General features: G+C 37.7%; 13 protein-coding genes. 2 read left to right on the top strand and 11 right to left on the bottom strand.

From position 1 onward, the window contains the following. Positions 1 to 3 precede the first annotated feature (3 nt). From AACL18_RS03085 to AACL18_RS03075, 3 genes are all read right to left on the bottom strand, one after another. Positions 4 to 1,482 carry an RNA ligase family protein gene (locus AACL18_RS03085; RefSeq protein WP_339051337.1) on the bottom strand — a complete coding sequence of 493 codons (1,479 nt, stop codon included), beginning with the start codon at positions 1,480 to 1,482 and terminating at the stop codon, positions 4 to 6. Positions 1,483 to 1,942: 460 nt separating this feature from the next. Next, positions 1,943 to 3,313 carry a glutamate--tRNA ligase gene (gene gltX, locus AACL18_RS03080; protein ID WP_339051336.1) on the bottom strand — a complete coding sequence of 457 codons (1,371 nt, stop codon included), beginning with the start codon at positions 3,311 to 3,313 and terminating at the stop codon, positions 1,943 to 1,945. Positions 3,314 to 3,425: 112 nt separating this feature from the next. Continuing rightward, entirely contained in the window at positions 3,426 to 4,052 is a 627-nt protein-coding gene (locus tag AACL18_RS03075; protein WP_339051335.1) for an L-threonylcarbamoyladenylate synthase, read from the bottom strand. A gap of 99 nt (positions 4,053 to 4,151) precedes the next feature. Between AACL18_RS03075 and AACL18_RS03070 the strand changes: the two genes are divergently transcribed. Together AACL18_RS03070 and AACL18_RS03065 are read left to right on the top strand one after the other, a co-directional pair. Then, entirely contained in the window at positions 4,152 to 4,691 is a 540-nt protein-coding gene (locus tag AACL18_RS03070; RefSeq protein ID WP_339051333.1) for a septation protein A, read from the top strand. A 71-nt stretch (positions 4,692 to 4,762) separates the two neighbouring features. Beyond that, the gene (locus tag AACL18_RS03065; RefSeq protein ID WP_339051332.1) at positions 4,763 to 4,957 is read left to right on the top strand and encodes a BolA family protein; all 195 of its coding nucleotides are present in this window, start codon (positions 4,763 to 4,765) and stop codon (positions 4,955 to 4,957) included. A gap of 180 nt (positions 4,958 to 5,137) precedes the next feature. On the opposite strand, the gene AACL18_RS03060 is transcribed toward AACL18_RS03065, so the two are convergent. The 8 genes from AACL18_RS03060 to AACL18_RS03025 all read right to left on the bottom strand — a co-directional run bounded on the left by AACL18_RS03060 (position 5,138) and on the right by AACL18_RS03025 (position 15,412). Continuing rightward, positions 5,138 to 6,967 carry a hypothetical protein gene (locus tag AACL18_RS03060; RefSeq protein WP_339051331.1) on the bottom strand — a complete coding sequence of 610 codons (1,830 nt, stop codon included), beginning with the start codon at positions 6,965 to 6,967 and terminating at the stop codon, positions 5,138 to 5,140. A gap of 27 nt (positions 6,968 to 6,994) precedes the next feature. Further along, the gene (locus AACL18_RS03055; RefSeq protein ID WP_339051330.1) at positions 6,995 to 10,018 is read right to left on the bottom strand and encodes a type IV secretion protein IcmB; all 3,024 of its coding nucleotides are present in this window, start codon (positions 10,016 to 10,018) and stop codon (positions 6,995 to 6,997) included. Positions 10,019 to 10,027: 9 nt separating this feature from the next. After that, positions 10,028 to 10,576, bottom strand: a complete 549-nt coding sequence (icmJ, locus tag AACL18_RS03050) for a type IVB secretion system protein IcmJDotN (protein WP_339051329.1) — start codon at positions 10,574 to 10,576, stop codon at positions 10,028 to 10,030. 51 nt (positions 10,577 to 10,627) lie between these two features. After that, positions 10,628 to 11,038 (bottom strand): type IV secretion protein IcmD, encoded by a 411-nt coding sequence (locus AACL18_RS03045; protein ID WP_422395896.1) that lies wholly within the window; start codon positions 11,036 to 11,038, stop codon positions 10,628 to 10,630. Between the two features lie 159 nt (positions 11,039 to 11,197). Next, positions 11,198 to 11,620, bottom strand: a complete 423-nt coding sequence (locus tag AACL18_RS03040; RefSeq protein ID WP_422395895.1) for a type IV secretion protein IcmD — start codon at positions 11,618 to 11,620, stop codon at positions 11,198 to 11,200. A 46-nt stretch (positions 11,621 to 11,666) separates the two neighbouring features. Continuing rightward, complete coding sequence (locus AACL18_RS03035; protein WP_339051328.1) at positions 11,667 to 12,161, bottom strand: hypothetical protein; 495 nt, start codon at positions 12,159 to 12,161, stop codon at positions 11,667 to 11,669. A gap of 130 nt (positions 12,162 to 12,291) precedes the next feature. Continuing rightward, positions 12,292 to 13,008, bottom strand: a complete 717-nt coding sequence (locus AACL18_RS03030; protein WP_339051327.1) for a hypothetical protein — start codon at positions 13,006 to 13,008, stop codon at positions 12,292 to 12,294. A 37-nt stretch (positions 13,009 to 13,045) separates the two neighbouring features. Further along, the gene (locus tag AACL18_RS03025) at positions 13,046 to 15,412 is read right to left on the bottom strand and encodes a TrbI/VirB10 family protein (RefSeq protein ID WP_339051326.1); all 2,367 of its coding nucleotides are present in this window, start codon (positions 15,410 to 15,412) and stop codon (positions 13,046 to 13,048) included.

Raw genomic sequence — 15,412 nt, 5'->3', positions numbered from 1 at the left:
ATTCTAATGCTTAGTAAATGCTATCATCTCCATTGGTTTTTTGGATGAACTTGCCGGCGTTACTGTTGCAGGCTTGACAGAAAACCAACCAAAATTTGATGAATTTAATGGTAAAGTAGATTCTAAATGTCCTTTAATTTCAGTTTCTAAACGTTCCTTTATTGTTATGATATTGTTTTGGATAACACCTCGAAACTGATTTTCTTGTTTCAATTCCTTAATGATATCGCCTATTGCCCAAGATATAGTATGCGTCATCCCTCTGTTTTCGCCGCAAAAATATTGTTTAATCTTAGTTAATCTTGATTGCGTTAAAATAGCTTTACAATAATTTTTTAGATCATCTGGAGTTATTTTTACATTTGCTCGTTTGCGTGTATGTTGTTGTTCAAATTCATTTAATTTTATCATGTCGAGATCTTTAAATTGATCAAATTTGATTTTAATAACAGGCCTATTTGAATCAGCTTTTTCTACTCCAACTACCCCCTCGGGAATGTTATTAGCTGCTATTTCTCCCGATTGTATTTTTTTGGCAAAATCCTTACCATACAAGGAGGACAGCATTTCATGTAGCAAATCTTTTCTTTCTAGTTCAGTAGCAGGGAGAGTGTCTATTTTACTAAACCATTGACGCATAAAGTAAATCTGAACCGAATTTTCTTTTGCTTCTGAAAACAGGTTTTCATGGTTTTGCTTAGCAAGTTCATGTATTTTTTTGTTATCAAGAAATTCAGTTTTTTCTCTTTTAATACCTCTTATACTATGAATAAAAAAACCGTAGAATCCAGTGTTAGGATCAAAACAAAATTCACCGCCAATGAGAATACGATCGTAATTTTTTTCTGGATAAGATTCTTTTATATTTGTCAAGATTGCAGCCAATATTTTTTCCCGATCCTCGTCAAGAAATTCTATCCATTTTTTATCGATTGGAGTAAGACTATGGCTTTTTGGATTAATTGTATGATAGCGAGTTATAGCATTTAAGCAGCTATTTTCATATCCATCATATTGAAGAGTAATATTTGCTCCATCAAGCTTAACGCTAAACTCAACAGAGTTTCCTTGCGCATGATTTTTCTTTGGACCAGGTATCTTTGGATAGATGGGAAAATATATTAAATTGCCTGAAAAAGGAAATAATTTCACTTTTATTGAAGAATTTTTGTCTTTAAAAAAATGCACCGATATACCTAAACTTTTACTTTCACCAGGTGAAAAATCTCTCTCTCTATAGTTTCTAATCTTTAATTTTTCCAATTCATCAATAAGGCGTTGTTTTTTATAATTCTTTTCTCCATTAACGATTAAAATAGAAGCGTTGTAAGGCATATTAGTGTCTTTTGCGCATTTATTTAATTTTGCCTCAATAAGACTTATCAAGGAATGTATATTGTCGACGTTGATATCCCTATTTTCCTGGTTTTTATCGATTGGAATTAGAAATATCCTTTTTGAATTAGCTTCATCCACAAGCATGAACGATCCACTCGAGGAAACTGAACTACATAAAAAAGGGTAATCTTCGAAACTTTCCATCTCTCCACAGGTATTGGTGGGTATATTTTTTTCAAAACAAGTGCTAAGAAATTTAATTGAATCTTTATCGTCAAAATTAAGTTGTATAGCAGCTGAAAAATCTGGAATAGGTTCTTTAAGTGTTTCAACATTAATAAAATTATTATTTCCATTGGTATTATTGGGCATAATATTCTCTCTTAGTTTTGTTTTGTTATATTTTTATGAATCTGTCAAATACTTACTATACCAAAGCTATCTAACACTTTCATGAAAGGATTGCTTGTATATTATCCCATTACTATTTCATTGGACATCTGATTCGGATTAATAGAATAGCGAATAGACACATGTTGAGTTGTAGACATTTCATGAAAATATTTTTTTAAATTCCTTTTTAAATGGTATTTAGTTTAATTTTTTAAGTTAAAACAGCTTGCAAGCGATTTAGCACTTCGATTCTACCTAAAACACGCAAAGTCGCATTGATGGGAGGTGAAACATTACTACCGGTGATAATCCAACGCAAAGGCTGTGCTACTTTTCCTAATTTTAAAGAAAACGCTTCAGCTGTTTCGATTAATGCCGCATGTATCGATTCGTCTGTCCAAACGCTAAGTGCTTGTAAACGATTTTGTAGAACTCTCAATACAGCCAAAATGTCCTCGGAAATAGCCTGTTTATCCAAGTGAGGTGCTAAATAAAAATAAATACTTTTCTCAGCCATTTCAACTAATGTTTTTACGCGTTCACGTTGCAAAACCACCACGTCAATTAAGTCAGGTCCGTTTTCGGTGTTAATAGTTAAGCGCTGGAATTCTTTAGCTAATAATAGTGCAATTTGTTTTGCGTCATCAGACTTTAAATAATGTTGGTTTAACCAAATGAGTTTATCGGGATTAATCGCAGCGGGTGCTTTATTTAAATGATGCAAATCAAAAAGCTCAATCATTTCTGACCGTGAGAAAATTTCTTGATCACCCTGTGACCAACCTAATTTAACCAAATAATTTAATACCGCATCCGCTAAATAACCTTGGTCTCGGTATTGTAAAATATTGGCTGCACCGGTGCGTTTCGAAAGTTTTTTACCATCACTACCTAAGATCATCGGTAAATGGGCATACACGGGTAAACTTGTACCTAAGGCTAATAATATATTGATTTGTCTTGGTGTATTATTCAAATGATCATCGCCACGTATCACATGCGTAATATGCATATCACTATCATCAACGACTACAGTAAAATTATAGGTGGGCGAGCCATCGCTGCGCGCAATAATTAAATCATCTAATTCACTATTCTGAAAAACAACTTGGCCATGGACTTGATCTTCAACAATGACTGCGCCGTTTAAAGGATTACGAAAGCGCACAACATAACTTTGAAGAGGTAATATCGCCGATCGGTTCCGACAATGACCGTCATAGCGTGGCTTTTGATGTGCGGCTAGTTGCTTTTCGCGCAATTCAGCTAAGCGTTCTTTAGAACAAAAACATCGGTAAGCCTTATTTTCTTTTAATAATTGCTCTAAGACTTCTTGGTAACGAGCTAAACGTTGACTTTGAAAGATCGGACCCTCGTCATAATCTAAACCTAACCATTCCAAGCCTTGTAAGATAACCTCGGTTGCTGCTGCTGTTGATCGTTCAGTATCAGTATCTTCGATCCGTAAAATAAATTTTCCTTGCTGTTTTTTTGCATACAACCAGGAATATAATGCGGTGCGAACACCACCAATATGTAAATAGCCTGTGGGACTAGGTGCGAAACGAGTACGAACTTTCATAAATTACTCTTTATTTTTTATATTCACAGCAATTGGATTTTTGGCAAGTGCCGTAAAAGGGTTGAGAATTGAGCGGCAACACAGACAAAAATTCGAGTGCAAAGAGTATATATTAAATAGATTGAAATGGCTTAATATCTCCCTTACCACAACGGACAATTTCTGGTGTATTGGTGGATAAATCAATCACGGTGGTTGGTTCTAAGCCGCAAAAACCTCCATCAATCACTAAATCGACGCGTTTACCTAAAATGTCACCTAGCGCTTCTGGTTCAATTAAAGGTAAATCTGTATCGGGCAAAATCAAGGTCGTACTAACTAAGGGTTGATCGATCATCTCTAAGAGCGCATGCACAATTTTATTATCGGGAATTCTTATACCGATGGTTTTACGTTTCGAATTGATTAAATAGCGGGGCGCATGTGAGGTAACAGGCAATAAAAAAGTATAAGGACCCGGTATATTGGCTTTTATTAAACGAAAAATAGGGTTTTCTAGCTGCGCGAAGAGTGCCATTTCTGAAATATCACGACACAACAAAGTCAAGCAATGCTGATCTTTTAGTTGACGTATTTGTCTAATCCGCTGTAAGCCTTTTTTATTACCTAATTGACAGCCCAAAGCATAAGCGGAGTCAGTCGGATAAACAATGACTCCTTCTTTTATCAACATATTTGCTGCCAACCGTATTAAATGCAGCTGGGGATTTTCTGGATGGATTTTGAGAAACTGGCTCACATTATTAACCCTTTCCTAAGCAAGTTGGCAGCACCTTGACAGAAACCCAACTACTGGGAGTATACTAAGGTACTATCGAATCTTTACTACCTTCATTTCATGCGCTTACTCTTCGATTTTCTGCCCATAGTGGTCTTTTTTATCGCCTACAAGCTTTTTGGTATCTATGTAGCAACTGCGGCTGCTATTATTATCAGTTTGTTACAAGTAATCAGTTACTGGATTAAGCACCGTACTGTGCCTAGTATACAACTTATTAGCTTAGTCCTCATCCTCTTCTTTGGAGGCGGCACATTATTGCTACATAATGAATTATTCATTAAATGGAAGCCGACCGCTCTTTACTGGTTACTCGCTTGCGGCGCATTAGTGACTCAATATTTTGGAAAAAAACCTTTAATTCAGCATTTGTTAGAAACTAATGTGGTCTTACCTGCTCACCTCTGGTCATCTTTAAATAGAAATTGGATTATATTTTTCACCTTAATGGGCGGTATTAATTTATGGGTCGCTTATACATTTGATACCAATACCTGGGTGAATTTTAAATTATTTGGCTTGTTGGGGATTACGTTTGTATTTATACTCGTGCAAGCTATTTATTTAGCGCGTTATATTCGATCCGATGAAAAAACATGAAAAATAATTCTACATGCGATACCGCTGCCACGATTCAAAAAAAACTCTATCAGGCGCTCGCACCCACATTTTTGGATATCATTGACGAAGGCGATCAACACATCGGTCATGCCAACGCCGGCGCCGGTCATTTTGCTGTGAGAGTCTCGTCGCCATTATTTCAAAATAAGCCCTTGGTTGAATGCCACCGACTTGTTTATGCTGCATTAGGTGATACGATGCGCAAAGAAATCCATGCATTGCGCATCGAAATCATTCAAGATTAAGCTTATTTGGAAAAATACCTTATTTGCATTTGCTCCTGCTTGTTAATTTTTTCTAAATTTAAAATAGCTGATATCTATCAGAATAACTAAACACTGTTTTATTTTGATACTGTCCAGAGATAAGACATAGAGAATCCATATCACAAAACAATCAAAAAATTATTTCTGAATAAATTTTGGTTAAAAAATAACTTGTTGCGTTGCTAAGCGCAACTTATTTTCATCAAATTGAGATTTTCTCGAGCTTTCTTTTTGATAAAATTTATATCGATTTTTAGACACTAAGTCTAGTAAATCCTTATAATGAATAGTGCAACGGATCTTTAAAAGTCCTGTTAAGGATTGATATTCCGGTTTGCGTAAGTAAGATAAGCATGCTTTTGCAGTATGGGTTTCAGCCTTAGAATAGTATCGATTCATTAGACTGACACTGATAAAATTTATTAACAAATACCGCTGTTGTTCTGTGTTTATTTCATGCGCCTGGGCTTTTTGCTGTAAAGCCAATAAGATGTTTTTTTTCTGTGATTTATTAGCAAACCAACCCATCTGATTGATCACATCTTGCATAAAACAACGCGTTTGATTCGCTAATAATAAAGTTTGTTTGTCATTTTGTAATTGAAATGTTTGTTCACGTTGATTGATTAGTTCATTCGACAATTCTTCATTTTTTTTTTCAAATATTTTTTTTTTAAAGGCTAAGTTTTGCAATTGTTTTTTAAGGACAGTTAATTCATCAAACTTTTGGTTTTCAATTTGTAATAACTGGATTTGCTGTTGTAGAGTTTTTAAATAATCCAACGCAGTGTTCTGATTATTAATTTTTATTTTAACTTGTGGAATTTCTTGCAAATAGCTATCAAACAATACATTAAAATCTTCTTGGCTAGCACCACCCACTGCTGTAAGGATTTCCTTAATAAAAGCGAGACTCTTTTCTTTTGGTAATAAAATCAACAAACATTTACACTTTTCGAAATTGCTTTTGATTAAAGCAAATGTATCTGCTGTTATAAAATTCCAGAAATTATCATAATAATTAGAGAAAGGTAGAACAGTTAGTCCACGATATTCTTGTTGATAAATTTCAGGAAAAACTGGTTTTTTACAAAAAAAATCACCTCCTGAAGCACTATAAGCTTTATCAGTTACACTTAGATCATGCTTGCCGCCGTATTGATCAGGTTTTCCTGGAGCTGATTGTTCTATGCCTAACAATAATCCAGATTGTTGAGTCAGACCTTGATAAACATTAATGTATAAATGACCATGTTCACCATTATTTTGAATAATTTGTTTTGAAGCAAAATGTTGGTTACCAACCCCACCCAATGCTATATCGATGCCATAATGTTCGGCAAAATCCACCTTATTTTGCAAATACGGATTGGAAGTAAAATTAAAATACGCATTGGCCAATCCTGAAATAGAATTTGATAATAAGTTAATCGCAGCGTGTGTACAACTGACTTTTTCCTCCTTTAAATATTTCTGTATAGGAAACTTACGCTGTTTGTCTTGAAAATTTTCTATCACTTCAGGTTTTGTTAATGCACTAATCCCATGCGTTGCTGAATAACGCCAACTGTTTTTATCAATGATAAGCCAATTTATTAATTCGGGTGCGATCTCGAAAGGAAATTCTATCAGCACCCGACTACCATGTAATAAAATAGCTGCAATAGGAAAATGCATTAACGTAGAATTTTTGAAACAAGCGTTTAATGTATTAAAAGGATAGAAGCGTTGATCAGAAACATGCCGGTAACAGACACGCCCAAAAAATAATAACAGCATACTTTTTAACAAAATACCTGCTTTAATTTTGTCTTGCTCGGATGGACCACTCTGTACAATCGCTAAACTAATTAATTCAATGTCGCGTTTAAATTGCTTATCTAAACTATTATTTCCAAAACGGATATGACTGAGTGTTTCATGCTTCGATTTACTGACTTCTTCTTCGTGTAAAAAAACAAAACTATTATCCTGGTTGTCCATCATCATTGTTACACATCCTTATTGTTAATGTTGCTAAGTGACCGGTTGTGTGGATAATTCTGGATCTTTGTTGTAATTAGCCAGAATTTCAGAAGTAATTTGTTCAATGATTCCTAAACTAGAATCTTCAGTGATGACACCCTGTTCTTCTTTTATGCTTGCTAAACGTCTTTCTACTAATTTTTTAATACTACCATTGGGAAACAAACGCGCTAATACACGTCGCGCTTCAACGGGTCCTAAATGATGATAAAGTCGATTACGTAAATTAACATCTTCCACCGTAGTACTAAACGCCCACAACTCGATAGGGCCTAAGGTTAAGGTTAACAATTGGGTATTCATGCCTTCTTTTGTAGCAAATTGTGCTAAGAAGGTAGCTCCACCTTCACGGGGACCGTGTACACGTGTTCGCAATGCAATTTTAGCGGTGGGTGACAAACCAAAGGTTTCTGCGGATTTTTCTATAGATTGTGCAGGACCCGCATCCATAATATAAATAGAGGTAGCAAACTCTACCATCACTTCATCAAAATCATCTAAGGATTGAGAAAGTAATGCAATTTGAATATTCCATTTACGACCTTCACGCATATCCACTATCACTTGATCACGGACTGCTTTGGCTTTTGAGGTTCGATGAAATTCATCGAATACAATGCGTTTAGGATCTTCGCGTAATTCTGCAATCCGTTGCTTATGGTAATCTCGATACTGACTGGCAATATCGTTTAAATTTTCTTCACTTAAATAATAATGCCGCGCTAATACGTAACGTGCCAACATATACATTACTGCCGTTTGTCTATCCGCAGCATCGCCACCGCTTTTTGCCACTTCATCTAAATCTAATGAGACTATCCTTGCTTCACCCAAATCAAAACGGGTCACACGGGATAAAATCGGATACTCACGTATTGCACTGGAAATCATCCGTGCAAAAGCATTAATTAAACTTTCTCCGGTTGGCGCGGTTATTTTCCCATACAGATCTTCAATGATAGGTGTACGACAAATAGCCGCTGCATCAGCAAGTAAAGGCATGGCATAGCGTTGTGCCAACATAGCTTCATGCGGAAATCCAGAAATAAATAAAGCATCAGTGACTTCCCACCACGTCGTACGTTGATCAGGAATAAAACCCATTTCTTCTAAAATTCCATCAACCAAAGGTTCAATACCTATGGTGTAAGGATAAGGCATGCCTTCATCCGCTAAATTTTTGTAAAGCTCGTCTATGACCAAACCGGCCATATCGGAAATACCATCGTAAGGCTTCACCGCACCTAACGGCGTCGTTAATAGCGTTAAAAAATTAACTAAAAAACTACGTTCTTGCGGTGTTGGATAACGACATCCTAGTTGCGTATCAAATGGATTAATCGAGTAATCCGCAGTCATGCGCAGACGATGATAGGCCACCCAATGCCGGTTAGCGACTGGTAAAGCTTCGCGCAATAAAGATATTAAACCACTACTCGACGGACCAATATCAATAATGGCAATACGTGGTAAACGCTGTAAACCGGCCGCCAAACAAAGCGCTAAATTTAAGGTATTAGATAATACTGATTTTCCTGAGCCAGGACGTGCATAAATCAGATCGATCCAAGTCGCTTGTTCACTAGAACCCGGCTGAAATGGCCATGGCTTACCATCAGGACTTCGAAACAATTGAGCTCCAGTTTTCCAAGGTGATGCGGGTCGTGTAATCGGTAACATATAAACGACCTGCGAAAACGGAAGTATAGTCGGCGTTGCGACACTTTCTGCGGATATACCTAAGAGTGTTGAAGCAAGGCCCCCAAATGGATCGCCTGAAACTTCAGAAACATCACAAGAACCCCAGCCTTCGATGGCTTTAGCTAATTCTGCAGCACGCGTGCGTAATAAACCTATTTGGCCCTCGGGTGCCCAAGTACAGGCGGCGACGCGTAATCTCACCACCGCATCATCGGTATTAATAGCCACGTATTGTAATAAATTATTTGCATCACTTAGTAAGCGATTTTGCGCTGAAGAAAAACTCAGTATAGAAGCTAATATCGATCGTAATTTAATACAACGTAAACCGTCACTTTCTACAAAAAAAGAAATACGCCATGGAATTCTTGCAGATAAAGTACGTTGTAGTAAGGAATTAAAGGTTTTTATTTCTTTCGGTAACAGATCAATAAAAACACACGAATAAATCTTATCCCCGAAGCGTACCGTCCTTAAATCCAAATTCTCGGCATCACGGGGTAGTACTTGTCGCGCCAATGAAGGCCATAGAATATCGGAAATCGTATTGCGAGAGCGATCATATTCTTTCAGTGAAATTTTATCCCCGGGTAATGCCGGGCGCCAATTTTTATCGGTAAAAGCGGGATCAGCTACCGAGCGTATCGCATGCAATGCATCATGAACTTCTAATAAATTGGCGGCAATATATAAATTAGCTAAATCATGGCGTATCGAACGAATAAATGCATCGTGCGAGTCGCGTAAATCTGGAATAGCAGCAATAACATTCTGTGTGAGTATGGAAGGAGGTATTTTTTTTTCGCGAATAAATTTTAATTTATCTTTGGTAGCACGCTGATACTGTTCTGTGGTTAAGCTCATTGGACGCGTCCAACAAACAAAATATACACTTTCAGAAGCACAATGTTTTGCTAGAAAATTAATGCGTTCGGCGAATAAATCACTTAAATCTAAATTTAAACGTTGACTAGTTTGTTTACCTGGTTCTAAGATTTCTTTTAGTAATTCTGAAACAACATTTCTATCATATTGAAATAAAACTTGCAATGCGTGACCTGAACGCGATAGAGCGGTTTGCAAGGTCTGTGTTAATCCTTCATGTAGTCGTTGAAATTCAGTTGTTCCTATGAGTTGCGTCACTCCAACGATCTGAATGACTGAAATGAGTGAGCCATCATGGGCAACAAGTACATTAGGACTATCGGCGGTTTCTAAATCGCAATAGGATTCCACAGTCTGCTTAAGTGAAGTACTCAACCAAGCTAGAAAGGAATCTATTCCATCTAAAAATGAATCTAGAAATTTAGCCATGCAATTTTTTTATTGTAAAAGTGTTGTGATCGAACGTGACCAATCTGTACTTTGATACCTAAACCCTGCCCGTGAAGGCAATAAACGAATCGTGCTAAAAATTTTCTTGTCTAATAAACTTTTATTTTCAGATTCAATGATAAGCTGACCGAAAATTGAGGGTTGCTGCAATTGCGCTCCCCATTCATCTTCAATAATCTCGGCACGTAATTTTAAATTTCGATAAGCATTTTGCGCGGTTTCTTTATATTTACTTTCATTATTCATTGCCGTAAATAATAAGTGACAAAATCCATTCAAATGATTTTGCGATGCTTCAGGCAAATAAATTAGCACTCCTCCGCCATAGGTTTCAACTGATTCTAAAAAAAAGCATTGGGTGCATAAACTACAAGCCGTCACTAAATTAGATAGTTTATTGTTATGATAATTTTGATCCAAATTAACTACTTCTTGGTGTTTTTTTGATTGTAAGCCACAAAATTGACAGGTAAATTCATCGCGTTGCCAAATTTTTTGACTAAATTCCTCAAAACGCGGATCGAACTTACGTTGCATAAAAAGGCGCCAACCATGAGGATTTACATTCAATTTAATCGAATACATAGTTTAAAGACCTGGCAATCCAGTTGTACCATATATTCCAGCTGCACCACTGGTCCCGCCAAAAATTGTGTAACCGGCAATAATAAATATATGCGGTAAAAAAATTAATGCTGATCCGACAAATAATAAGGCAATCGGCGTTCCTATCGGAATTTGCGTCGGATTATCTTTGTGCGCTTTAAACTTCAACATCGAGGCCATTACAAAACCGATTCCTGCCATATACGCACCCGCAGTAATCAACTTCGCTAAACCATAAAATGATTGGGTAATCTTTAAGGCCATTTCGCCTAATGTCAGCACCTCGGCTTTACTTATTGCCGCGTAAACTAAGCTACTCAGCATCACTGTAAGTACGAATATGCATCGCTGGAGACTTAATTTTTTAACCAAAATCACCTTCTTATTTTTCATGCATTTTTTAATCCTCAAATCATTCATCTATTGTAAACTAAATGATGGCTTTTGCTTGACTCATTCAAAACAAAAGACTCCTTAATAATAAGGATCTAAATAAGTTAGGGTGTTTAGTGTAAACACCCTAACTCGCATAAGAGACCTTTCCAGGATGTTTTATTGGCCTGCTCCTGGAAGCCCAGTCGTACCATAGACGCCACCTGCTCCACTGGTTCCACCAAAAACCGTGTAACCGGCAATACGGAATATATTTGGTAAGAATATCAATGCGGCACCAATAAACAATAAAGCAATGGGTGTACCAATAGGGATTTGTGTAGGGTTATCTTTATGCGCTTTAAACTTCAGCATCGATGCCATACAAAAACCAATACCCGCCATATAAGCACCTGCGGTAATCAATTTAGCAAGTTGACTAAAAGAACTAGTAATCGTGCTAGCCACCTTGCCTAAATTATCATCTGTGTCCGCAGCTAAGGCTAAGCTGGTATAAAAATAGGCGCTCATCAAAAGGGATAATTGACCTAAACAAGTTATACCGCGCTGAATGAGCTTAGGTTTAAGGAATTTATTCTTCATTTTTTAAACTCTCCACATACTAAATTTATATACTTTTTATTACATACTACGTAAAACTAGCTTGTAGTATTTCTTTTGTGCCTTCGATATTAATCGCTAAAAGACCAGCAACAATATGCGTAACGGCTTTACCCATGGAACTCCTGCCATTAGGATTAGATACATGGGTCAGGCTGACCCAACCTTTTATGAACGAGATAGTACCTATTAATTGGACAAAGAGCAAAACCGCCCTTGAGGCTAATAGCGTGGTTATATCATGGGCCTGCACATAACTCATTGGATCCTTCACATCGGTGGTCGCAAAGGTCGATAACATCATGCTGTTAAAAGCAGTCGGTGCATAGAGCAATGCCGTGCCGGCAAAAAAGACCATCATTGTCGCTTTAAAGTTAGTTTGGACTGACATCATGGTACGTAAATCCCCGTACACCTTTAATTGATAGACGCCTCGAAAAATAAAAGCTATCCCCATTAAATAAGCTAAGGCGGTAATTAGACGATAAATATTCGGAAATTGATCGGTGATATGGAGCAACATGGTTTCAAGATTCGCATACTGCGTGCTACTACCACATCCACTAAGCAACAAGCAACACAAGAGAAAAAGAGCATTCCTCCACTGTTTTTTTATTAAATTGTTGTCGCCTTTAAATAAGTACATATATTAATTATCTATCGTCTGGATTATAGCCAATAATAGCCCCCGAACTTAACGTAATCGTTCCCTGACTAGGATCTATCGCGGTTATAACACCATAACCTGCTAATTTATCTCCCATGCTTAAAGTCAATGTCGAACCATCTTGCAAGGTTAACCACACGCGACCTGGAATAATAGCGCGTACATAATAAATAGGTTTAGGTGCGGATTTTTTTCTTTCGATAAGTTTAGTTTCTGCTTTTTGTTGTTTTTGCAAAAAAGCTTCTTGCTGCGTATGGAGTAGCTGAGTTTGTTCATTGATATCGGCTAATCGCGAATTAAGATCCGCTAAAGTTGATCTAATATCACTTAAATCTGAATCGAAAGTTTGCAAATGCGTTTGCAATTCACGTTGCTCTTGTTCTAAATGATTAAAACGATTATCAAGCACCCTGTTTGCTTGCACAGCTGCTGGGATTACCGGGACAAGTTTTTGTGCAATTGCGACAACTTTAGGCTTAGGCGTAGCATGCATCTTATGAATTAATGTACTTACTATTTTATAAATGCCCAAACTAGCAAAAATTATAAATACAATTAAAAAAATATGGTGACGCTGTGTCTTTTCCAGAATAGCAGAGGCCGGATCTGCATTATTTGTTGCGCCAGAAAAGTGCGACGCAGATTCTGTTGTCGAATCCTGAAGCTTGTATTCTTCGTCAGAATTATATTTTTTATTATCCATTATTGCCTCACTCTTTGTAATATTTTAAGCATAAAAATTAACTTGTCGGTAATGCCGCTAAATCAGAAAGGAATAATATCCCCATCGGTGTTCCCGAAAAAACCTTCACTGTCGGTGGTGTATTGAATACATTTCTTAATGCCGATGAATATTGCAGACCCACTTGACCTAAACCGACAAAAATTCTATCCCGTGGGGATAAAAGATTTTTCTCCGGCTGTGGATTGGGTCCCGGTCCTGGAGGAATCAATGAAAAATAATAATTTGGCGCTGAATTAATAAAGGATTGTCCATAACCTTGGATGAAAGCGGAAGCAAATAATGTCCCATAACGCAACCAATAATGATTATTGGTGTCGCTGGATAGAGCGGTACGAGCGGTATTCTCATCAATCGCAACGCTATTAATTGCAACACTTTCGGATAATTTAGGTAGTGTTAAGGTATTAAAGGAAAGTAAAACCTTTTGGCCTTGATTACTTAAAGTACCCATTATACGAGCACCTTTAAATTTACCTTGTACTATCTCAGCGAGTACCGGACCTGGTTCATCACTATTAACCGCCGTTAAAAGTACTGCATACATAATCGTCCCAGCTTTTACTGCAGGGGCTATGGCGCGTGCTGGAGATCCAGACAAAGCGCCACCTAAACCCGCCCCAAGACGATTTAAGTCTGGAGTTCCTGTCACATATTGTTGATTAGGTGAAACCCAAGCTGCAAAAAGTTGACTGGCTTGGGTACTCATCGAACTCTGCATTTGTTGTTGTAATTGATCGGCTTTCTGAGCTGAAATTTGTTGCGCTTGTCTATCTAAAATGCTTTGTAGTTCTGGATTGGGTTTATTTGAATTATCAGGAAGTAAGCTCACAGCAGCATTAGTTACATTATCACTATTGGTTGTTGACGCTAAAGGAATATTATTATTTTTATGTGGCGGTGTAATGCTGCCAATCGGATTGCCTTGCCTATCGCGAACAATTCCATCAGCACTTAATTTTCCTAATGCTTTACCTTGTACATCCCTAACAATGCCATCGCTACCCACCGTTCCAACGAGGTGACCTTGACCATCATACACCGGCGTGCCAGGTGCGGTTGCGCCAAGTTCTCCAATAATTTCATTATGTAATCCACGTACCAAACCATCGCTATCTAACTTACCAATCACCTTTCCTTGTGCATTTCGTACTTCACCGTCGCTATCCAGCGTCCCTAATAATTTGCCCTGTCGGTCATAAACGGGCGTGCCTGGAATAGCCTGTCTTTTTTCATGCGTTCCCTTTAAATAGGCATGTCCAATAATTTTTCCAGCAGAATTACGCACCACACCATTTGCATCAACTTCACCGATAACATTTCCTGCTGCATCTCTTAACTTACCGTCAGTACCGATAGTACCCAGCAAATGACCTTCAGGATCATAAACCGGAGCGCCGGCCATATTAACACCGGTTTTACCGATAACATCACCCTCAGCATTACGCACAGTACCATCAGCATCCACTTCACCAATAACATGACCATTGGCATCTTTTAATTTACCATCGGCATCCACTGTACCAATGAGATGGCCTTTTTTATCATAAGCGGGGATAACAATACTGGCTTTAGGGACAACTACTTTACCAATCACTGCGCCTTTTAGACTACGTACAATACCATCAGGACCGACTATGCCAATAACGCGACCTTTTGCATCTCTCACTTTTCCATCTCGACCTACCGTACCTATTAAACGCCCGGCCACATCATAAACTGGATCTCCCGTAGCAGGGACCGCAGCACTCCCTATCACGGTGCCATCTTCAGATCGAACTAAACCATCGGGCCCTACTTGTCCTATTATTTGCCCATTACCATCTCTTACTTTGCCGTCAACACCCAGATGTCCAATAACTTTTCCTTGTATATCGTAGATTAAGGTTCCCGATTTCAATTGGCTGGGCTGTAAAGAAGATATCAAGGGTGTTGTCGACTGTATGCCCGCACCTGCCATATATTTTGCACAGGCATCGCACGGCGAACAACCATTATTCATCATTGGACAAGGCGAGTTGCCATTAATGCTCTGTCCGATTTGATTTTGATTGAATTGATTAGAATCCAATAAGGTTGGGATAGAACTAGCACCGGTTTTTTCGGCTATAGCGGCTTGCTCACGATTTTGTTGTGCTTGTAAACGTTGATAGTCGGCAGAAGGAGATTGCGTTAAACCACCCGGAACGGATTGGATATCAGGAGAATCTTTCAATTGGATTGAAGTATCTCCGGTTTTTTTATGTGTAAGATGGAGATAGCCATACAAAAAACCGAATACAAGTATGCAACCTGTTACGATAATAATACTACGCGTACGTATATTTTTAAATAAATTGGCAATATTTTGTAATTGAAGTTTCAT

The sequence above is a fragment of the Rickettsiella endosymbiont of Xylota segnis genome (genome assembly GCF_964019545.1).
Classification (GTDB): Bacteria; Pseudomonadota; Gammaproteobacteria; order Diplorickettsiales; family Diplorickettsiaceae; genus Aquirickettsiella.
The sequence above is the reverse complement of the archived record's forward strand: the minus strand, read 5'-3'. Positions and strand labels throughout refer to the sequence as shown.

What these genes read in the sequence shown, in the direction of transcription:
- AACL18_RS03085 (WP_339051337.1), bottom strand. Translation starts at nt 1,482, where the DNA reads ATGCTTGTGGATGAAGCTAATTCAAAAAGGATATTTCTAATTCCAATC.
- gltX (WP_339051336.1), bottom strand. Translation starts at nt 3,313, where the DNA reads ATGAAAGTTCGTACTCGTTTCGCACCTAGTCCCACAGGCTATTTACAT.
- AACL18_RS03070 (WP_339051333.1), top strand. Translation starts at nt 4,152, where the DNA reads ATGCGCTTACTCTTCGATTTTCTGCCCATAGTGGTCTTTTTTATCGCC.
- AACL18_RS03060 (WP_339051331.1), bottom strand. Translation starts at nt 6,967, where the DNA reads ATGATGATGGACAACCAGGATAATAGTTTTGTTTTTTTACACGAAGAA.
- AACL18_RS03055 (WP_339051330.1), bottom strand. Translation starts at nt 10,018, where the DNA reads ATGGCTAAATTTCTAGATTCATTTTTAGATGGAATAGATTCCTTTCTA.
- icmJ (WP_339051329.1), bottom strand. Translation starts at nt 10,576, where the DNA reads ATGCAACGTAAGTTCGATCCGCGTTTTGAGGAATTTAGTCAAAAAATT.
- AACL18_RS03045 (WP_422395896.1), bottom strand. Translation starts at nt 11,038, where the DNA reads ATGAAAAATAAGAAGGTGATTTTGGTTAAAAAATTAAGTCTCCAGCGA.
- AACL18_RS03040 (WP_422395895.1), bottom strand. Translation starts at nt 11,620, where the DNA reads ATGAAGAATAAATTCCTTAAACCTAAGCTCATTCAGCGCGGTATAACT.
- AACL18_RS03035 (WP_339051328.1), bottom strand. Translation starts at nt 12,161, where the DNA reads ATGTTGCTCCATATCACCGATCAATTTCCGAATATTTATCGTCTAATT.
- AACL18_RS03030 (WP_339051327.1), bottom strand. Translation starts at nt 13,008, where the DNA reads ATGGATAATAAAAAATATAATTCTGACGAAGAATACAAGCTTCAGGAT.
- AACL18_RS03025 (WP_339051326.1), bottom strand. Translation starts at nt 15,412, where the DNA reads ATGAAACTTCAATTACAAAATATTGCCAATTTATTTAAAAATATACGT.